This is a genomic window from Achromobacter sp. LC458 (assembly GCF_001005835.2).
GTDB lineage: Bacteria > Pseudomonadota > Gammaproteobacteria > Burkholderiales > Burkholderiaceae_B > Achromobacter > Achromobacter spanius_B.
In genome coordinates this window covers 105805-125997 of record NZ_LBHW02000004.1, presented here as the reverse complement: position 1 = coordinate 125997, position 20193 = coordinate 105805, and the positions used below count along the sequence as shown (strand labels likewise).

Genomic DNA, 20193 nt, shown 5'->3' with positions numbered 1-20193 from the left:
TCATGGCACATCCATACGAGAATCTTTTCCGGCGACCGTATGAGGCAATCTCATCGGTCGCCGCACTTGCGTCTGTCGGCGCTCTTTGGACTTTTCAAGGCCTGTTCCTGGTCACTCCTGCCACGGGCGGGATACTGAGCGCAGGACTGCTCTCGCTCGCGGCGATCAGAGCTCGTCAAGCGCGGCGCCTTGTTCGCTTTCAACGTAATCTGCGACAGTTGCCGACGTACTCGCTCACCGCCGATGAGATCCCTTGCTCGTCGACTGAACTGTTTTTAGGAAAGGGTTTTTACTGGACCCAAGAGCACACGCAGCGGCTCCACATTGCTCGCCTCCCCCAATACAAGCACCTGACTGCGAGGAACGAGCTTTATCAGTGGGCCCGTCGAGTAGAACGCCAACATCCTGGATGGCTAGCGGATCAGCTCCGAAAGGACGCTTGGTGGAACCCGGCCAAACCGTTGCCTCCCGTCGGTGGAGATCCCGCAATTCACGGCGTGGAGCCAGACGAACGGGATATGTGGTCCAACCTTGGCGAGCGAGTCGGGCATACGTTGGTGCTCGGCACAACGCGAGTGGGCAAGACGCGGCTATGTGAACTGTTAGTCACGCAGGATATCCGCCGGGGCGATGTTGTCGTCGTCTTCGACCCAAAAGGGGACGTCGAGCTGCTGCTTAGGATGTATGCAGAGGCTTGCCGTGCGGGGCGTGAGAAAGATTTCCGCTTTTTTCATCTTGGCTATCCGGATGCGTCTTCGAGGTACTCACCCATCGCGACGTTTTCCCGGATTACCGAGGTGGCAACACGACTCGCGGGGCAACTGCCTTCAGAGGGCCAGGCCGCGGCTTTCAGAGAGTTCGTGTGGCGCTACATCAACGTGATGGCGCGCGCGATGGTAGCGCTTGGCATGAAGCCCAGCTATGAAGTGATCTACCAGAACGCCGTCAACATTGATGATCTTTGTCTGAAGTACTTCGAATACTGGCTGGACCGAGACTATGCAGGCTGGCGTGATGAGATGGCGGAGCCAGACAAGCAGCTTCAAGCCCAGGCTCAAAAGACAGGCCGCGCGATGTACCCATTGCAGATTCTCAAGCTAATTCGAGACAAGGGCTGGCACGACCAGATTGCGGACGGCCTCGCCAGCGTTCTCACGAATGACCGGTCGTACTTCGAGAAGCTGGTTTCTTCCCTCTATCCCTTGCTGGAGAAACTCACAACTGGGCCAGTATCGAAGCTGTTGTCGCCCGACTATTCAGATCCTACGGATCCTCGCACAGTGTTCGACTGGCAAAAAGTCATAGACACAGGCGGTATCGTGTACGTCGGCCTGGACGCGCTGAGCGACTTTGAGGTTGCTGGTGCAGTCGGCAATTCGATGTTCGCTGACCTGACATCCACGGCCGGGCGCCTGTACAAATTCGGGTCGGGATACGGACAGACGACGCCAGGCCGTAAGCGGAACGTGTGCATCCACGCCGACGAGTTCAACGAGCTCGTCGGTGACGAGTTCATTCCCATGGTGAACAAGGCGGGCGGTGCCGGCTATCAGGTGACGGCGTACACGCAGACGGGGTCGGACGTTGAGTCTCGGATTGGCTCGAAAGCCAAGGCGGATCAGATCTTCGGCAACTTTAATACCCTGGTGATGATGCGGGTCAAGAACCTGCCAACTGCGGAAATTCTCACCGATCAACTGCCGAAGGTGCAGATTTACACGCGGCAATTGGACTCCGCGACCGGGGATGGAACTGACGACGGAGTAACGGATTTCACGTCGCGTACTCAGGATAAGTACTCGCCGCGGGAGGTGCCTTTGGTCGACCCATCGGATCTGGTGCAATTGCCTAAAGGACAAGCGTTCGCCCTCATTGAGGGCGGACAGCTCGTAAAGCTGCGTTTGCCCTTGGCCAGCAAAGACGCAGATCCGCTGATGCCAAGTGGGTTGGCTGACGTTGTCAAGAGTATGCGATCGACTTACCAGGCATACGCAGATGCGGCGGACGCGGGACGAATCATAGGCATGCAGGACTTTGAGGGTTCGTACTCAGTCGCTGAGCAGCGAATTGAGGCTGTATCGTCCCGTGTGACAGTGGAGGGGACTGGAAGTGGCTTCTAACGACAAAGCGTCGGGAGAGGATGGCGTACGAGCATTCTTTTGGCCGATACACGCCGCGCTTCATCTTTCCGTTTGGCTCATCATGGTGATGTTCCTGTCCGTTGTGGCCTCCCTTGTGGTTGCCGTAGGCCTCCAGACCGAACAGGAGCCGTCAAAGTACATGAGCGACCTGGTCGAGCACTATCTCGACCAAGCGCCCAACCGAAATGCCGCTGATGAGGTGGCTGGCATATCTCGGGCATTGGTGTTTGGTTGGCCAGGGGTGGCAGCGGCGCTATCGAGCGAGACAAGTGCTTCCCCGCCCAGTCTTCTCGGAGGCGCGCTGCAAAGGTCGACCCGAGGACAGGGGCGCGAGCTAGTGCTCGTGACTATGCATGCCGTCGAGTTGCTTGGTGTGCGGTTGCTGCTGCTGTTTAGCGCGCTGCCCGCCCTGGCGCTGCTGCTCGCGCTCGCTCTGACGGACGGGCTGGTGGCGCGTTATGTGCGACGGGAATGCGGGGGCCATGAATCGGCAACACGTCACACGCGCGCCAAGCGCCTGCTTAATCGGGGCATTGTTCCAATGGTGGCGGTAGTCTGGCTCATCGTGCCGGCACCGATGTCGCTGTCCATGTTCTTCCTTCCCGTCGCGGCGGGTGGAGCAGTTCTCGTTTGGATCATGGCCAAATACTTTAAGAAGTATCTATAAGTCAAAAAAGCGCCTACGGCGGTCAGGACGAATGAATGAAAGAAATTATGCGCGTTGCGGTCGGCCAGGTCTTCCTATGTATTGAAGGCCGGCCGAGCAGTCATCATGTCGAAATTCGGATCCGCGAGAGGAAGGACAACGGCCGGCCAGGTCGGACTATTGGACTGGGGGTTGAGCGGCGTTCGGGGCTCTTCGCAATTGCGATGGGAATTCTTGCCGTCGGTGGCTCACTGCCGCCTGAGCAGGCGTTCGATCAAAGCGAGACAATTGGCACCGCACGGAACACGCCACACCGCATCCCCCTGCGCCAACAGGATTGGCAGCTCTTGGATAGCATGCGTTCGGTTGACGCTGGCGAGCCTCAACGCAGCATCCAGGCCGTAAAGGCGATGCAGCGTAAGCTGCAGCGCCGTATGCACATCGTTCAGCGGTGTGTGCAACTGATGGAAGTGTTGGGGGACCAGGACGCGCAACAGATCGATCTGCTCCTAGCGCTCGCGGCAACGGGGCGCCCGTTGCCGTTTTCGATCCACGTCGGCTTGGCGCCGACGTCAGAGCAGGAAGAGCTTCGTAGCGGGGTGACGCATTGACGATGTGAACGGTCCGTTGTGAAAACGATATTGAAGAAAATTACCCACAGGCATGCGTCGTTTCCGCGGCTGACCGGACTTGCCCTTCAGCTTGCCCCTCGACGCCTATTTCCCTAGCGAGCCTACTTTCCTAGTGCCAGACCGAAGGCGGCATCGGCTTGCCCGCATGTTCCCCAAAGTTCCGGTACGAGATGAGCCATGGTCGCGAGATGGGACCGCAGGATGGCCGTTTCTTCCATACCCCAAGTTTGCATTGAAAGTTCAGTCATAAACTGACCAACGTACGCCGCCCAGTCGCCCAACTCGACATGCGCAGCGCAAGCAAACATTCCAATGCGAAAGCTCTCTTCAGCGGTGATCTGACCGGGGCAGACGCGCAAGCTAACCCGCAGCGCCTTATGGACGGCCTCGCACAGTTTCGAGTTGCGATTGATACCAGCAATCCTCGCCAAGCCGAGAAGGCAATGAGATACTGCAATCTGCTCGTTCACTGGGATATTGAAGTGACACCGCTCTAGAGCTTCAGCAGCCTGATTCGCCTGTTGTTCAGGTACACGGCAGAGCAGAGATGCATTGATTAAAGCTGTGAATGCCGAGGTGTCAACAGCCCCTTTCAAACGCTCCTCGATCTGCGCCGCGATCTCCCGTGGGGGCTCGATCTGCGGCTGAACACCACCCTCGAGTGGGCCCGGAAAAAAGGCTGCCGAGCGATCGATCTGCCGGATAATAGCTTGAGGAGTTTCACCGATAAGTCGTTCCGCAAGGCCTAACGCTTCGACGGCCTCCGGCGCGGCATTCGCCGCAACCCAGACACGGCCCAACAGCTCATTCTTCCAGTGCTCGGCCGAATTAAGCTCCGGAAACCAACGGGGCTCGACTCGCAAGTCGACGATGGTCTGCATGACGAAATGGGCCTGGTTAGCGCCGCGCAACCACTGGACGAACGCCGTACCGTCTGCGAAGTCCGATAAACAGTTATGAGCGACCAGACTCGCGTGGGTGAGTGCAGCCAGACGCCGAGCAAAGGGCGGCCACATTGGGAGGATGCGACATCTGGCCATTTGCCCATAGATGCAGCTGAACAAGGCGGAAAGAAGTTCGTACTCATCTGCCTTCTCATCGGGAACGCCGTCAAGAAACGCGTTAATCAATTCTGCCAACGGCTGCTTCAACGCCGAATTCTCGTGTACCCGGCTTAGACCCACCTCGATCGCACCTGTGCGGCTAATAGGATCGCCGTCATATGCGAGGCGCGCGAAACTGTCGGCCAAGACATCATCGCTGAACCTGCATTCCCGCTCAATCACATGGCTGATCGATTGGTGGGAACAGAGAGGCCAAGCAAGGACCAATGATTCTTGACGACCATCCGCGAGCAAATCGCCTAGGAACGGCACCGCCACCTCGCCAACGTAGGCTTCGAGCGTGTTAATGGTACCGCCTCCGCCAACTAATTGCCGATAGTAAGCTTCGCTGCGGGGCACCAGGGTTTCGAGTGATAGATTCCCGCTTTCTAGGCTCTCTCTAACGGCGTTGACGGCACCAAAGGGCGTGTTCCGAAGATCGCTGCGAAGCCCAATTATTTCGTGGTCTGTCGGCATCCTTTCAGAAAGCAGGGTGCGCCAGCGCTCTACGACATCCCCTGCGAGCTGGTGTTCGTCGGCGAACAATTGAAAAGCTTGGAGTCGTGCCTCAGCGCCCGGAGCCAGTAGGGCGAAATGAGCCACGAGCAGTTGTCGCCCCTCGTGCATGAGCGCCACATTGGGCGGCTTGGCTTCAGGAACAAAGGTCGCCAACCATACGTCGCCAGAAACGGTCGCAATGGCTGCGCTTGAAACTCCGGCATAGGCCCCCGCAATGGCAGGGAACAGTTGCGAGCGTCGAAACGACAAATTCCCGGCACCGAGAGTGATTACCGCGTCGGTTTCGATGTCATCCTGGCGCAAGATTTCGGGGTTTGAGAGTAGCTCATCCCTGATCAGTGGCGAATAGCCATTGGCGAGTGCGATGGCATAAGCCGCCTTAAGGTACGCGTCCTGGTCGGTCATGCCTCTTCCTTTGCGTCGGCCTTCACAGATTCACTGAGTAACTCTGTCGCTAAGGAGATGACTTGATTGAAGATCTCGGGCTCCGTTTCTTTCATCTCCCCGATAAGACGTTCATCGATCCATCTGTGATAAGGCTGGCTCTTTTGCTTAAGGGTAATCTCCGGAGCGCAGCTGAGCGAATGAAGTACTCCTGCATAGCTCATCACCGAAAATCGCCTCGCAGCCCCCTTCTCGGAAATCGATGCCCATCCGCGAATGTCAAGTCGAGCAAGGAGCCATTCGCAGCGGGCTTCCGCGGTCGCCGGATCACTCTCAGTGACCCAGACTGTGCGGACTGCGCGAATCAATGCGATCGTGTACTGGTTGAGCCAAGCGAGTTCGTGGGGAATTTGGAGGACCTTCGCCAATTGGAGCAGCTGCGCGGACTCTCGAATCGCTCGAAGCTCTGCGGTTTCGATAAGTGATCCGTTGTCGACCGGAGCCTGCATCAGATGATGCGTCAACTCATCTTCCCGTACGGGCACGAACGTATATCCGGATCGCCTCAACGTGGTCCGGTGCTCTCGACCTTCTTCGACTCGCAGGCTGCCGGAAGCTACCAGATATTCGACCACATCAAGGCTAGTCAATATCGGTGTCTGCTGGCCGCCGCGATCCATATGGACATAGCGATTCACGAAGCGATCATCTACAACGAATGCATCAATCGGCTTGTCCGTCGCCAGAAAATTCAATTGCGCTTGTAGCTCGGCATCTTCGTTATCGTTATCAGGCGACGCGATCGTCTCGACCCTTCCTGTGGCAAGCGCGGAGGTCAGCACAGAGCGAATGTTTTCGATCGTGGCCAGCTGCTCGCCGGCGAAGCTCTCATAAGTGAGCAGTTGATTGTCTTGATCCTCCAACGACTTTGTGACATGAGCCTTGAAGCCTGCACCCTTCAACTTATTAAGGACGCCCGCCATACGTAGGTAGGTCGTGGAAAGGTCATCCAGATATAGGATCGCGCCGTCTCGGATACGCGGCTCGGCGGGCCAACGCTTTTCATGAATACTCAGATAAGAAAGGGCACGCTGCTCCTCGGCGGCTGTGATCATTCCCTTTAGGCGCAAGACATCGATCACCGCCTGACAGCTGCACAAGCATGCCTCATAAGACTTGAGATCAGCCTCCTCTCCCATAACGTTGCCGAGGCGATGAACTGGCGAAGAGCGAACGACGTAAGCGTCGGTCGTGGACTGAGCCGCGGCTTCCAACATGGAAGCGAGGTCAAACCCAACCTCCCGAGCGAGGTTGGCATTGGCTTGCCTTTGAGAAGAGAAGATTTTCAGAGAACCGTCTGCAAGTAAGCGTCTCAGAAACCGAGCATTCGCAATCCTGCTTGGTTGATGGAAGGCGACACGCTGACGCTCTTGAAACAGCCATACCAGCAACCGATCCGGAATCAGCACGCGTTCGAAGTGAGCAATGAGCTTCGGCAGTAGGCCGAGCTGCGCGAAGGTGAAAATGGCCGTGAGATCAAGCGCTATGCGATCCGGCCTCAGTTGCAAAATTGCTGGTCGTGCTCCGCTGAAGGCATGAACAAGGCTACGCCTCCGCGCATCAGACTCCAGCCGATTGGCCGCAGGGCGCAGCAAGCAATTCTGAAACATCGACTGGTTCAGCACATTAGCTGCACCAGACACTGTGATCTTGCCGGCATTCAAGGCGGTGTAGATTTGATCTTGGCGACGATCCCAATCAGGCTTGAGCTCGAACAGCTCTTTCATGGTGACCGATTTTAGAGGCCCCTGATCCCCCGAGGTTTCTGCTGCACGCAGCAGCCAACCGCTCACCGTAGGATCGTCCTCCCATCCGGCTCTCGACGCATGAAAGTAAGACGAAGCCAAGATGTGAGGATTATCGGGGGCTGCTTCAGTTGCCGCGAGGATCAAGTCCCTCGCGTGTGGCGCATTGACGGCCTGTGCCAGTTGGACCGTGCGAAGCAATTCCTCCGCGGTGCGCTGGCCTCTTTGCTCCCACTCACGAGTCGTGTACCCGACCAACAAGTCCCATTGGCCAGAAGCGATAGCTAGGTTGACGAACAGCGCGCGGTCGTGGACGTGATCTCGCTTCGTCCGCAAAGGTGCCAGAACTTTCGATGCTTCACTAAATTGACCATCCTGATAAAGCGCCCAAGCAAGAAGCGCTTGCAGGTCGTCATCTTGAGCAACGATATCGGGGACTCGTTTCAGAAACTCCAGAACACGCTTTGAATCGCCGGCGTAGTTAAATGCGCGAGCCACGCGAACAGCATCTTCGACCGAGCGTGTCTGGTCGAACAGCAGTTCCGCCAATGGAAATAGATCCTGCCAAGCCTCTTCCTGTTCAAGGAAGTTCACTAGGTCTACGAGGTCGCGAAGTTCACCTGTTTTTTCGTAGAGTCTCCGCCGCTCGGCGGCCGGATCGGCCCCTTCGGCTTCTGCGATCATGCGTTGCAAGCGCTCGTAATTGAGCTCGCCGATATCGACTTGCTCCATTTGGGCTAGCGTTTGCTTTGCAGTTTCGATCTGTCTCGACTTGCACAGAAGTTCAATCTCCATACAAAGGAGCCGTGGTCGGTCCAAAAACTCGAATAGCTGATCACGATGCGCAGCGATGTATTCGACTATCGCGGCAGGATTCTTTTTAGTCATCGCGATCGCGAGGCGAGCCACGGCTTCGTCAGGCGTGCCTTTGCCGCTCAGAGCAACACGTTGGTTGATGCGCCGCTCGACCGCAACCAGGTCGACGTTGAGACCGAACTGCAAGGCCAGCGGTAAACGTCTGAGCATTATCGTGTCGTCATTCATTTGCTCACGCAGGACTTCCAAAGCGCGATCATGAAACTCGGAGTCACGAAGGCGAAGCCAAAGAGCCATTTCGACGCTCAGCTGTTTAGCCTCGACGGCGCCGAATTCTTCGGCGATGGTCGCCAGCTTTTCATACAACTCGATGGCACGCCTTCTATCCTGCAACGCCTGCTGATCGTCCGCCATGGGGAAGCGCGCCGCGTCAAATGGCACTTGGAACTGCGTCTGCCTCCGGAGGTCTTCGGGAATGACGCGGGCAAAATAGGCCTGAGCCGCCACATAGTTTAGAACTGGAGTTTCATCGAAGTCCGAAGGGCCGAGGAGTTGGACGTGCGCGTAGGCCTCGCTCCAGCGCCCGGCAAGCTCTTCGTTCATGATGAAGTTCAGTTTGCCGTCACTATCGAACGAACTGAAATCCAAGCCGGCTTTTTGCGCCCAATCCAGGCCGCCTGCTGGGCCCTTCTCATTGCTGACTATTCGCAGCATGGCGGACCGGGATTCAGGCGTACCCATCGGCGCGAGCTGTGACAGAGCAGCCGCGCTTGTCCCGGCTTCCGCAGCCACGATGAAAGCGCTAGCAATGTCTGCTTCTGGACCTCCCCCTAGATCACGCGATTTCGCTAATAGTTCCTTTGCTCGATCTCGATTCTCCTTCCAAGATAGGATCCTCGCGCACCAGGCTAGCGCTTGAGCCTTCACAGTGCTGGAGCCGCCCGCCAGTTCGTTGTTCTCGATGCTGGCCGCTAAAGCGCGCGCCTTTTCGGCGCCCGCATATCCAGTGAGATGCCGAGCCTGACGGATACGACGCGCTTCCGCGGCGATCTGCTGATCCGTCAGCTTCGTCGTGAAGGCTAATTGTTGAACCTGCTCGAGGCGACGCATAGCCTCAGCGGTTGCCGGCTGGAATTTTGCCTCGTGATCTCGTTTCCACTGCTTCAAAACCTCGGCAGGGTACTCTTGGTATTGGGTGTCCACCATCGGATGGTGAAAGCCACATAAGAGAATGAGATTCTCGGGGCTATTTCGCTCCTCATCAGTGAGATCGGGCTTTCCTCGCGGCCCGTTATCGGACGCTGCGAAAATATGGCATATCTGCCCCGCGACTGCGTTGTCGGATTGCTCCGTGCCAGAAACAATTACGGGGTTAGTACACTCGGGATGAGCGCACTGATTGCCACTGCTGCCAAATAAAACCTTGAGGGTCTTTTGGGTATATGAACGGTTTGCCATTCCTGTACGTAGCCTTGGCGATCAGGTGGATCCTGGTCAAGTAAAGGGTCGCATCGGGACAGGGAGTCTGCTCGGTCCACCTCGGACAGAGTGGCGCTCTCTGTTCCGGATCCTGACACGCTTGCGACAAATCCTGCCATCTGCCCATCGTCTTGACCAGTGATTGTTGTTAGGATGCTACTGGAAAACAAACCAGAGTGCGGGTAGAGAAAATGCCCGTCAACTTAGTGCAGGCGGGCTGCAATCAACAGATATGCTTGTTCAGGTTTTAGAACGGCACATCATCCTCGGGCGTGGTGAGCTGCGGCGGTGCATGCGGCGTCAGATGCTTCAACAACAGTTGTAGCTTGCCCAGCAGCTCGTCGAAGGTAATGATCTCAACGTTCTTGCAAGCGTTGCGGAACACTTCAAGGCTCTGTCGTTGCATCTCGTTTGTGGGCAACACTCCACTGATGACCACGCACTTGATCGCCTCCGGACGCGAGTTCTGAAGCTCTGGGCGGCTCTGATGAAATAGCCAGTTTTCATGAAATTTGCTCTGTTGGTAGAGTACTTGCGATACCGCGCCACTCAATTCTTCATCCGGCGCAAACACTTCCCTATTCCGGTAAGCCTTTTCGCGTAGCAGTGGACTACTCGGTCTCTTGATTTCCACGATGGCCATCGCGAAACCCTTTTCAGCGAGTAGGAAGTCGCCAATCTGCGCGCCAGTGCCGTCCAAGCCCCCACCTCGGGCGTGGAACTGTGCATGAAGGAGCCTGACCGGGCGGGCGAAAACCATTGTGAGAATGAATATGTTGCGTTCGAAGAATTTCTGCCATACCGGTTCGGGCAGGTTCTTCTGCAGCATGTCCTCGTACTTTTCAATCATCTGCTCAAGGGTGACCCGTTCGATCTCGGCGTGCAGCTCCAAGAGCTCCTTAGGGGCTTCTGCAGCTAGCGTTTCAACATTTGTGCGTACGGCTTCCACCGTGGCTTTTCTCGCTGCGCGTCCGGCGGCCTTGCTCTGCTTTCCGCGGTCCAGGCGAACCTCCATAAGCTCACCGCTTTTCGCGACATGTACTATCGGCGGAAACCGTTCAGGATCAAGCGGCGCCAGCAGCGCATTGCGAACGTGAATTGATTTGGACTGTCGAAAATAACCGCGTATTCTGCGTGCTTCACGGCTGAAAGCCCGGCGAATTTGATCAATGTCCTCTTCAGGAATCCGTACCGTATTTCCGTCAATCCGAGCTTCGCCGTCGCGCGCCACCACAAGGGTGTTGAGAGTTGGGAAACGCGAGAGGCCTAGCCAGACTTCATCCAGTTCCTGAATAAAACCTAATCCGTAGGTGCAGGGGTTGGATGACCGCCAGGGCAGCGCCAGCTCGATATCTGAAACTAGTGCGTCAGGGCTGTCGGGCAGCGTGTTCACCACTCGTCGTTCGTAAACGACGGTCGCGAATCGGCCGTGTCGAGTGGACAGGTAGCGCTGCGCATGAGGATTGGTAAATACGGGATAGGTGACGATGCGGTCCGAGAACACTCGGGCTAGCAAATGCCATTTGTTCTCGGGCTCGCTCTGCCAACGCCGATTTTGCATTTCCTCCTCTACGAAGGTTTGCATCATCAGATCCCTGTATTCTTGACCATCGGCTACGCCAGATCGAAATTGGAACGCTGGTTCCATGACCTGACCATCCGTGTACGACTCGGCCTGTTCTTGAAGTTTCCCATTTGCCATCGGTCTCCCTCCTGAGACATTGGGGCTGAGCCCTTAAGAAGAACGCAGAGTGATTATCGCGGACAGGCGTGTCCTTGTTAGCCCTGAGCTCGAAGCTTCTTACGCTCGGTCAGCGAGCTCTTCGCGCTGCTGCTGGCATAATCTTCGGGTGGAATTGCCACATCTCGGGGCGGCCTTTTCTCGGTGCCGGCTTTCGACTTTGAGCAGCAATTCTATCGGCCCTTGAATTGGGTACAGCTCAGTGATGGGCGTGGAGCGCTCGAGCAAAATTTCGATGCAAACGCTAACCCTCACGCGCGCAAAGGGCACCTAAGCAGCGGGGGGCTGTTGGCTGCCGTCGTCCGAACTGATTCCTCTGGAGGTCTCAAGCGCACTTTGCACCGTCTCGTAGACCTTTTGAATTGACCGAGAGATAACACGCTGAGACGCTTCCGCACCAATGTATTGGGGGTCACCGGGGTAGCTGCCAGTTTCCAAAAGGTGCTTGAAGACTCTATCTCTATCATGCTCTGGAATTGCGGCGCGATCGCATAGGTCGTCAAAGGGGCTAGAAGCTCCAGAAAGAGCGACGATTTCACTGCCTCGCAGTGGAACTTGCAGAACTACCTCGCTCTGACTGTCGCGGAAATTCAGAAGTGCTGTTGCGAACCTTCCCCCTCTATCAGAATAGGCTTGGACAGAGTTCGTGAACGCTGGGTCGGCCCACAACGCGGTCAAGTTAACTATTACGTTGGCGTCCGTAGGGCAGTGCTGAAAGATTGCTGCTGCGACGGCGTTCGTACGCACTAAGCCCTTCATGCGTTCGGCGAAACGCAGGTCGGTTGTCCAACTTGCGAGCCCTTCGTCCCGTGAGTTATCGAGGAGGATCTCCACCATTTCGCCCTTGTGAATAAAGCGCTTTCTGAAGCAGGGCTCGGACACGGTTCGATATCTCAGAGGGAGGCTTGCCGCTTCTGTCGTTAGCGCGAGCGCCAAGATGTCCTTGCGCGCTTGGTCTTCCCCCCAGCCGTTCTGCCAGGCGCCAAGAGCTTCGAGAAATTCGTCTGTAAATAAGGCCAACTTGTGTCTTCCTGCCGAAATTTTCTATATGCGCATCATCAACGATACTGACTCAGTGCCGCGGATGATCGCGACTCGACCATGGCGAGTCCGGCGGTGTGCAGTACCTTGGGGCAACGAGGGTATGAGACTCGAGAGTGGCCGTTAACCGATGCTCCGATCTGCGGGACTGCGGTCACGCGAGCGGATTTATGGAGTGGCAATATCGGGCGATCATGGTGAGTCTGCGCTCGACGCAGTCTTCACGCGGTTTCGCTCTCTTCGGTCATCGCAGCGTGGAGCTAATCGACTCTTACGGAGACAGCCTATTGCTCCCCGAGGCGTTTCCTCGCTTCAGTGAAAGTACTTCTCCCGTCGGTTGTCGAACGCCGGGATCGTGCCTTCCAGCACGTCCAGGACCGAGCGATTCAGCTTTGAACTCTCGATGGCGCCGGATGCGTATGCCAGTGCAAACTGGTCGCCACGGTCAAACTCAGCATGGATAATTTGCTCTGCGTCGCAGCACACCGCCAAATTGGCGTTGTGGGTCACCATTACGATTTGGCGGCGCTCCTTGGCGCGTTTGATGATGGGGACCAACATGGAATAGACGGTCTGGTTGTCCAGATTCTCTTCCGGTTGGTCCAGGATGAGCGGCGTTGGGTCCGTATCGACCAATAGATAGAAAATGAGAAGCAAAGCTCCGCGTTGACCTGGCGACATCTGTTGGATAGTCGTCCCTGCCAGACTAAGTGAGAACTTGGCCTCCACCTGCTTTAGGTCGAAAAGCTGCTCATACAGTTGTTCTGCTGTGACCTTGGTTCGAAGGATTGGCAATAGAGCAGGACCGGGTAAATCCGCACCAACGGTAATCGCCGCCCGGATCTTTCTGAGCCCCTTGGCCAAGCTCTCGGCGTCGTCGAAGTCGATGCCCCGAAGTAGAGCCATGAGCTTTGCTGGACCCTCATCGTCGCCCCGGAAACCTCCGGTGTTCTGTTTGACCAGTGTGAAGAACCGCTCAACAAAAGCCTGGCGGTCGAAGAAAAGGCCACTCTGGAATTCCACCTTGAGTTCGGTCGCTACACCCGGGACGCCCGCAACCAGATCTTCCACGACGGCGAACAACGGCCGGCGCGACTTCGCGATGGCCATCAGCTCTGCATGAATTTCCTTCACAAACTTGTCCTGTTCATCTTCTAGGACCTTACAGCGCCCAGGCAACTGAGCCAGTTCCGCAAGTCGGGCCTCGTAGAACGCTATCGTCTCGGCTTCGTCAGCGGTGCCAATCAAAGCCTTAACAGCCTTGTCCCAGGCTGTGAGCTGGATCGTATATTCTTGGTAAAGCTTGTTGGGCTGGTCGAGTTGCTCCTGCAGCAGCGTGCGCTCCGCATCTAAAGATTGTTGCTTGGCAACGCGATCCGATTGCTCGATCGCCAACTGTCCAAGCTCGGTTTCTGTGGTGCTAAGAACGTCCTGAATGGCAGCCCGCTGCGTCTCAACCTTCAGCACGTGCTGCACAGTCACGTTGACTTTCTGCAATTCAGCGACGAGCTCCTCGTTGGTCTTGGTCGCCTGCCGCTCGAGTGCCGACACACGCTGAGCAACGCTTGATAGCGTGGTCCTGCGCTCTACTCGCTCTCGCCGTGCGGCATCCGCTGCAGTCGTAGCCACCTCCAGCTGGGCGAGTTCTTTTGCTATGGCAGCCAGGCGTTGAGATTCAGTCGTTGGTGCTGCGGTGGCATTGGCGTCCACAGGCTTCACGACTTCAGCAGGCCTTTTTGCCAGAAGGTCACCAAGCTCAAGCTTCTTGGACGCAAGTCTCTCCTTAAGCTCATTCTCATGCGCAGTGCCCGAAAGACGCTCCAATTCGGCGAGTTGGGCATTGACCTTATGCAGCGTCTGGCGGAGCCCCTCAATCCGCTCCTGCGCTGGCTGCTCTTTGGCCGCGAGGTAGTCGTCCAAGCTCTGGTGGCGGCCACGGTCAGCCTGGTCCAGGTGCGAGAACAAGACCTTACGAATCTCGGTGCTGAAGCGATCCGACTTGCCGGTGATGTGATCGTTGCAAAGATCCTCAAAGTACGTTTGCGAGATGTACTTGACTCTTTCCGGCTGGTCGGCCTTGGCCTGCTGATTCAACGTGGCTTGACCAATGTCGCCGTTGCGCCAAGTCAGCTTCGCTTCGAAGGCGCTTGCACGATGACCACTGCCACTCTTGAAACGATCGTCCACGAGGAAGGTGAAGAAGTCGTGTGCTTTAGAGTTTCCCGCCAGAGCGAGTACCTCAGCCAAACCACTCTTGCCAGATCCCTTATTGCCAATGATAGCTACCAGATCTGGATTCAGTTTCAGATCGGTACCGCTAAACCACTTCTCGTCCGTCTTGACGCCAGGCTTTGTAGCGATCTGCAGGCGGTGCATGAAGAGGCGCCCGTTGGCATCAACGAATGCCTTTTTGGGTGGCACATCCCCAATGTACGAGCGAAACAGCGGCTCTTTGATGGCATGGCGCAGTCCCTGGAACGTGGGCTCAGACTTGATCCACGTCTTCATGTTGCTCGGAAAGACGCCATAGTCGGAAAAGCTGTGCGCGTCTGTTCCGCGAACGCAAAGACGTTCCTTTTTGTCCAGCGAGTCCCAAAAACTGTCGAAGTACTTCTCGTTGAGCTTGGTCTTGAGTCCGTGGAAGGCCAAGCGATTTCCCTCATCTTTGCACTCAAAGATGTCCGCAGCCGTCCGGAACCGCCTTACCTCGGCGTAGTGTGCCACCCAGTCGATGTCCGATAGGCCGCCATACGTGTCCCAGGGCATCAGGAGTAGACCTTTGTCACCTATCACTTTCAGGGCTTCTCTCAGTGACTCCTGAGTGACCATAGCGGTCTCCCAGCCCACCTCAAGTGCGTACTCGTCGTCGGTGGCTACCTTCCTGCCGTCGAAGCTGCCCCTCGCCAGCCGGTCGGCACCGAGCTCGCGGGAATGTTGGACTAGACATTCTTCACTCAAGGAACGATCGCCACCCCTTAAATTGATTTTGAGGACCGCCAAGACGTCCTTGAGAGTCTGTTGCGAAACCTCGGGATCAAGCACCAGGTGCACGTTCAACCGCTGCTTCAGCGAACTCTCTACGCGCAACTCGATCCCCGGAAAGATGACCTTGCCGGCAAGAGCCTCAGGATGCGCCCTTGCGTACTCGACGATCGTGAGGTACCCGTCGAAGGTCCAATAGTCCATCGTTACGAATACATCAGGGGCGGCCCTGCTCATTGCACTGACAGTCTGAGCAATTAGCTGGTCCCTCTCTGAACCAGCTAAGCCACGCAACTTTCGGCCTTTCCACTTGTAGGAAGCAGGTGTATGGCAATGAAAGTCCCACAGCCGCCACACAGATCCCTCGGGTGTGCTCGGCTTCGTCATCGTCGTAGTCACGTTACGCCCGGAATAGTTGACAAGATGAAAGAAGAGTTATTGATATGTCATGGTAGAAGAGTTGGTCCGAGAGTTCAATGGACTGGCCACAACCACAGTGTCTACCGCGGCGCGTAAAAGGGAAGGATGAATATACGGGCGCGCTTCGGTGCCGGGTTTCGCATCAGGAGGACGAAATGATCCGACCGCTTATGTGTCCCTAGTTTTGGTGTAGCCATGCGTCCTCAAGGCGGCGCATGGCGTCGTGAACTTGGTTTGGGGCCAGGTGCGCGTATCGCTCGGTCATTTCGATCGAGCAGTGGCCGAGAAGGTCGCGAACGACCAACAGCGGCACCCCAGCCATGACCAGCCACGACGCGCACGTGTGGCGAAGGTCATGGATTCTGAAATCCTCGATATTGGCTTTGGTGCAAACGGACCGAAAGCTTTTCTGAATGGTGGTCAGGGGTTTGGAGTGGTCCCTTGGGGAAGGGAACACCCAAGGCGAAGTCGGGCAGTGTTCCGCACGCCACGCCGCCATTGTTTCAAGGGCTTCAAGTGCCGGCGCATTCAGCGGAATAACGCGGTGCTTCTTGGTTTTGGTATCTTCGCTTTCGAGAGTAATAAGACCCTCCACGGTACGGACACGCTGCAGACGGAGCGTAAGCAACTCGTTGCGCCGGCAGCCGGTGTGCAGTGCCAACTGGATGAAAGCGGGAAGATGCGGCCTTGCCGCCATCGCTTGCGCGACGGTAATCATCCGCTGCGCCTCACTCCGCGTGATCCATCGGGTCCTTCCCTCCGGCACTGGGAGAGACATGCCGACGAGGGCATTAGGAAGGTTCAGTTCGTGGAGGAAGTTGTACCAGTTGATCGCGGCGCTCAGATCGTCCAGTTCGCGGTTGATCGTCGCCGCGCTCACGCCGGCTGCCTTTCGCAGGGTGATGTACCGTTGAACGGTCGCCCGGCGCAAGCTGCGAAGGGGACGGCCTTTGAAAAAGCGGTCCAGCTTGAGCTGGCTGTACCTGAATCGCTCCGTGTCTTTGCCGGATGCCTGGTAGGCCTCCATGACGGCGTCGTATGTCGGGTTTTCATCGACCCCGCTGTCCTCATGGATGCTATGCGCGGAGTGACTCACGCCCTCGACCGACGGATGGGCCGGTCCGGAAAGGTGCTGAGCTGTTGCGAGATTGTGGTCCATGTCAGTGGCCGGCCGTTACGCCCAGGAAGCGTTAAGGTAGGGGACGACCAACGACCGACATTCGCAAATATCTGGCAAATGATGATAACATATTGACATGAATCGATATTTTCGCATAGCTGCGGGGTCCGTTGGACGTAGGCGCTCAGAGCGCCTGCGGAATCTCGCCCTGGAATCGGGCCAGGGCGGAGCCAAAGACGTATCGATTCAAAAGCTCGGCGATCTTGCTCGGGCCGCGAAGACCACTGCGTTCGGGACGCAGGAGTCGGAGGTTCGAATCCTCTCGCCCCGACCACTCATTTGTGGTCGAATTTTTGATGGTGTTCTCGACACCAACAGCAAAAGCCGGAATCGCGACAGCGACGCCGGCTTTTTTGCGTCTGCGAGGCGTTTTTTTGCCTCCGCGCGTCTGTTAAAGTCGCCAGCTAAAGGCCAAAGCCAAGGCCAAAGCCAAAGCCAAGGTCAGGCCAAGCCCAACGCCCTTGCGCTTTCCTGCCGCCTGACACACACACGGGTCCAGCGCGTCTGTCTGCCCCTCCGAAATCCGTCACTCGCCAACATGATTCCTATCCACGGCCAAGCAGAGTCGACCGCGTCAGGCGGCCAGTGCCAAGGTTGCAAATCTGACGAGGCCGCGCCCATCGACATGGCGTTTGCATTTCAGCCCATCGTCGATCTGGCGTCTGGCCAGGCCTATGCCTACGAGGCGCTGGTGCGCGGGCCTGAAGGCCAGCCCGCAGCCTCGGTGTTGTCGCAAGTGGACGACGCCAACCGCTACCATTTCGATCAGCGTTGCCGCACCACCGCCATCGAACTCGCGGCCAGGATGGGGATGGACCGTTTCCTGTCCATCAACTTCATGCCGAATGCGGTCTATCAACCCGCCGCATGTATTCGCACCACCTTCGAGGCCGCGGAGCGGCACGGCTTTCCGGTGAACCGGATCATCTTCGAAACCATCGAAGGCGAAAGCATCACTGACCGCGCCCATCTGCTGAAGATCTTTCAGGCCTACAAATCCTACGGCTTTCAGACGGCCATCGACGACTTTGGCGCGGGCTATTCGGGCTTGACGCTGCTGGCGGACTTCCAGCCTGACCTCATCAAGCTGGACATGGCGCTTGTGCGCGGTATCGATGTCGATACCGCGCGTCAACGCATCATTTCAGGCGTGCAGAAGATTTGTACCGATCTTGGCATTCGCGTCATCGCCGAAGGCGTGGAAACGGTGGGTGAACGCGACTTTCTGGCGGCGCAAGGCATCACGCTCATGCAGGGCTATCTGTTCGCCAAACCCGCATTCAAGGCGATGCCGCCGATAGCCAATGTGGGCTGATTACCCCAAGCCGCCTGTGGCTCGGCTTCGGGCATCCAGGTCGGCGCCTCGCCGGTAGTCTTCTGCCCGGGCCAAGGTGCGGTAAAAGTCCGCGCCCAAATTGATCAGGTCGTTCATCTCTTGCGCAGTCAGTTTGTGCTGCACGGTTTCAAGACACGCGGCGTAGGCGGCCAGAACTTCTGGCCAGTCCTCGAAGCGCCGCATGGGCGATGTCCTGACGATCATCTGCGCTACCAGTTCCTGGGTATCCATAAAAAGCCTCCTGCTACTTGCCCGGTTGATCAGTCACCGGTCACGTCGACCCAGGCACAAGACCGCCCGATGGCGGTCTTGTACCGTTTGCTACGCGCAGAGGGTCGGGGCGTGACCCGTGAATGTCCCGGATTACTTGGGCATCAGCACCGTGTCGATGACGTGGATGACGCCGTTGTCGGCGGCAATGTCCGTCTTGACCACATTGGCATCGTTCACCTTGACCTTGCCGTCGGCGACGGTGACGGCGATGGTGCCGCCCTCAACCGTCTTGACCTGGCCCGCCTTGACGTCCTTGGCCATGACCTTGCCCGGCACCACGTGATACGTCAGCACCTTGGTCAGCGCGGCCTTGTCTTTCAGCAGCGCGTCCAGCTTGTCCTTGGGCACCTTGGCGAACGCCGCGTCGGTGGGGGCGAAAACGGTGTAGGGACCCGGGCCCTTCAGCGTTTCGGTCAGGCCGGCGGCCTGCACGGCGGTCGTCAACGTTTTGAAATCGCCCGCCGATTTGGCCGTATCCACGATGTCGGCGGCATTGGCCCAGCCGCAGGCCAGGGCAATCGTCGTTCCAATCAGAAATCGCTTCATGGTGTGCTCCAGAATGTCAGGGTTATCGGCGCCCGCATCAAGGCGGGCGCTCAAGAGCGCGTCGCAACTTGGAAAACGCGATGCGTGAGGGTAGAGTAGGCGGCATCTTTCACTTCGTCCATATTTTGAACCTATAAATGCGGGTATTTAACGGTTCAAAGGCGGGTCAAAAATGCCAAACACCTCCAGCACTGACCTAGACGAGGCCGGTTCAACGGCCGCTTACCGCACGGGAGTCGCCGCCAAGTTGGCCGGCCTGCCCGTCGAAACCCTGCGGGTCTGGGAACGGCGCTATCAGCTGTCTTCCCCCGCGCGCTCGGCACGCGGCCAGCGGCTGTACTCGGCCGAGCAAGTGCGCCGGCTAAGCCTCTTGAAGCAGCTGGCGGATCAGGGTCACGCCATTGGCACGCTTGCGTCGCTACCGCTGGAGCAGTTGCAAGCAATGCTGGGCGCGCAGCCCAGCCGGGCCGGCCCGCCGCTGCGCGCCGTGGCGGTTGGCGCCACGCTGGCCCCGCGCCTCTTGGCCGGCGGGGTCGCCCAAGATGGCTCGACGGGCTTCATGGCCGGGCCGGACGTTCACGTGGTTGGCGCCTGCGCGCGCCTGGAAGACGCAGGCTCGCTGCCGCGCCATGCCGACGTGCTGATCGTTGAAATTTCAGAGCTGGACGTGGACGCGCTGGCGCCTATCCAGCGCGCGCGCGACGCCACCGAGACGAGCGCCGTGGTGGTGCTCTACCGCTTTTGTGCCAGCACCACCATTCGGACCCTGCGTGCGCAGGGGTGCCTGGTTGCCCGCATTCCGGCGCAGTTGAACGAGCTGGCGCCGTTGTGCCGATCGGCGGTCGTCGGTTCGAACCTTGGCGCGCTGGCTCCGGCGTCGGCCATTGAGTTCGATGAAGAAGCCCTGGCCAAGATCATGGCGATGCGCAACCCGATCACATGCGAATGCCCCAGACATCTTGCCGAATTGCTGATGATGGTGGGCAGCTTCGAACGTTTCAGCTCGCAATGCGCATCGCGTGACGAAGCCGACGCGCAATTGCACCTGGCGTTGCAGCAGGCCGCGGGCCAAGCCCGCGGCATCCTGGAAAACGCCATGGCCCGCCTGCTGCACACGGAAGGCATGTGGCCGCTGGCCGGCTAGGCGCC

Annotated in this window: 13 protein-coding genes; 5 read left to right on the top strand and 8 right to left on the bottom strand. The window is 57.6% G+C overall.

Features of this window, described 5'->3' with window-relative positions; translation table 11 throughout:
• The first annotated feature begins 2 nt into the window (after positions 1-2).
• The 3 genes from traD to YH64_RS05135 are packed head-to-tail and all read left to right on the top strand — an operon-like array spanning position 3 to position 3398.
• The gene (gene traD / locus YH64_RS05145; RefSeq protein WP_006216140.1) at positions 3-2120 is read left to right on the top strand and encodes a type IV conjugative transfer system coupling protein TraD; all 2118 of its coding nucleotides are present in this window, start codon (positions 3-5) and stop codon (positions 2118-2120) included.
• Complete coding sequence (locus tag YH64_RS05140; protein ID WP_039882433.1) at positions 2110-2808, top strand: DUF4400 domain-containing protein; 699 nt, start codon at positions 2110-2112, stop codon at positions 2806-2808. The genes traD and YH64_RS05140 overlap by 11 nt, the downstream gene beginning before the upstream one ends.
• A gap of 35 nt (positions 2809-2843) precedes the next feature.
• Entirely contained in the window at positions 2844-3398 is a 555-nt protein-coding gene (locus YH64_RS05135) for a hypothetical protein (protein WP_006216138.1), read from the top strand.
• Between the two features lie 122 nt (positions 3399-3520).
• Here YH64_RS05135 and YH64_RS05130 read toward each other — a convergent pair whose 3' ends face one another.
• From YH64_RS05130 to YH64_RS05105, 6 genes are all read right to left on the bottom strand, one after another.
• A complete protein-coding gene (locus YH64_RS05130) occupies positions 3521-5446 on the bottom strand; it encodes a hypothetical protein (protein ID WP_006216137.1) in 1926 nt (641 codons plus the stop codon).
• Entirely contained in the window at positions 5443-9504 is a 4062-nt protein-coding gene (locus YH64_RS05125; protein ID WP_006216136.1) for an HNH endonuclease, read from the bottom strand. Before YH64_RS05125 ends, YH64_RS05130 begins: the two co-directional genes overlap by 4 nt.
• A gap of 268 nt (positions 9505-9772) precedes the next feature.
• Positions 9773-11227, bottom strand: a complete 1455-nt coding sequence (locus YH64_RS05120) for a Shedu immune nuclease family protein (protein ID WP_006216135.1) — start codon at positions 11225-11227, stop codon at positions 9773-9775.
• Between the two features lie 309 nt (positions 11228-11536).
• Entirely contained in the window at positions 11537-12286 is a 750-nt protein-coding gene (locus YH64_RS05115; RefSeq protein WP_006216134.1) for a hypothetical protein, read from the bottom strand.
• Positions 12287-12619: 333 nt separating this feature from the next.
• Positions 12620-15676, bottom strand: coding sequence for a TrlF family AAA-like ATPase (locus tag YH64_RS05110; RefSeq protein WP_338075850.1), 3057 nt, complete (start codon positions 15674-15676; stop codon positions 12620-12622).
• Between the two features lie 211 nt (positions 15677-15887).
• Entirely contained in the window at positions 15888-16868 is a 981-nt protein-coding gene (locus tag YH64_RS05105; protein WP_082134353.1) for a site-specific integrase, read from the bottom strand.
• A 559-nt stretch (positions 16869-17427) separates the two neighbouring features.
• Between YH64_RS05105 and YH64_RS05095 the strand changes: the two genes are divergently transcribed.
• Positions 17428-18204 carry an EAL domain-containing protein gene (locus YH64_RS05095; protein ID WP_046803185.1) on the top strand — a complete coding sequence of 259 codons (777 nt, stop codon included), beginning with the start codon at positions 17428-17430 and terminating at the stop codon, positions 18202-18204.
• Here YH64_RS05095 and YH64_RS05090 read toward each other — a convergent pair whose 3' ends face one another.
• Both YH64_RS05090 and YH64_RS05085 read right to left on the bottom strand, forming a co-directional pair.
• Positions 18205-18456, bottom strand: coding sequence for a DNA-3-methyladenine glycosylase (locus YH64_RS05090; RefSeq protein ID WP_046803186.1), 252 nt, complete (start codon positions 18454-18456; stop codon positions 18205-18207). It abuts the gene before it with no gap.
• A gap of 132 nt (positions 18457-18588) precedes the next feature.
• Positions 18589-19044 carry a fasciclin domain-containing protein gene (locus YH64_RS05085; RefSeq protein WP_046803342.1) on the bottom strand — a complete coding sequence of 152 codons (456 nt, stop codon included), beginning with the start codon at positions 19042-19044 and terminating at the stop codon, positions 18589-18591.
• A gap of 172 nt (positions 19045-19216) precedes the next feature.
• Here YH64_RS05085 and YH64_RS05080 point away from each other — a divergent pair, with 172 nt between their 5' ends.
• The gene (locus tag YH64_RS05080; RefSeq protein WP_046803187.1) at positions 19217-20188 is read left to right on the top strand and encodes a MerR family transcriptional regulator; all 972 of its coding nucleotides are present in this window, start codon (positions 19217-19219) and stop codon (positions 20186-20188) included.
• Positions 20189-20193: the final 5 nt, after the last annotated feature.

Bases quoted from the DNA above. Each gene is read 5' to 3' on its own strand.
- traD (WP_006216140.1), top strand. From the start codon at position 3: ATGGCACATCCATACGAGAATCTTTTCCGGCGACCGTATGAGGCAATC.
- YH64_RS05135 (WP_006216138.1), top strand. From the start codon at position 2,844: ATGAAAGAAATTATGCGCGTTGCGGTCGGCCAGGTCTTCCTATGTATT.
- YH64_RS05130 (WP_006216137.1), bottom strand. From the start codon at position 5,446: ATGACCGACCAGGACGCGTACCTTAAGGCGGCTTATGCCATCGCACTC.
- YH64_RS05125 (WP_006216136.1), bottom strand. From the start codon at position 9,504: ATGGCAAACCGTTCATATACCCAAAAGACCCTCAAGGTTTTATTTGGC.
- YH64_RS05120 (WP_006216135.1), bottom strand. From the start codon at position 11,227: ATGGCAAATGGGAAACTTCAAGAACAGGCCGAGTCGTACACGGATGGT.
- YH64_RS05110 (WP_338075850.1), bottom strand. From the start codon at position 15,676: ATGACGAAGCCGAGCACACCCGAGGGATCTGTGTGGCGGCTGTGGGAC.
- YH64_RS05105 (WP_082134353.1), bottom strand. From the start codon at position 16,868: ATGGACCACAATCTCGCAACAGCTCAGCACCTTTCCGGACCGGCCCAT.
- YH64_RS05095 (WP_046803185.1), top strand. From the start codon at position 17,428: ATGATTCCTATCCACGGCCAAGCAGAGTCGACCGCGTCAGGCGGCCAG.
- YH64_RS05090 (WP_046803186.1), bottom strand. From the start codon at position 18,456: ATGGATACCCAGGAACTGGTAGCGCAGATGATCGTCAGGACATCGCCC.
- YH64_RS05085 (WP_046803342.1), bottom strand. From the start codon at position 19,044: ATGAAGCGATTTCTGATTGGAACGACGATTGCCCTGGCCTGCGGCTGG.
- YH64_RS05080 (WP_046803187.1), top strand. From the start codon at position 19,217: ATGCCAAACACCTCCAGCACTGACCTAGACGAGGCCGGTTCAACGGCC.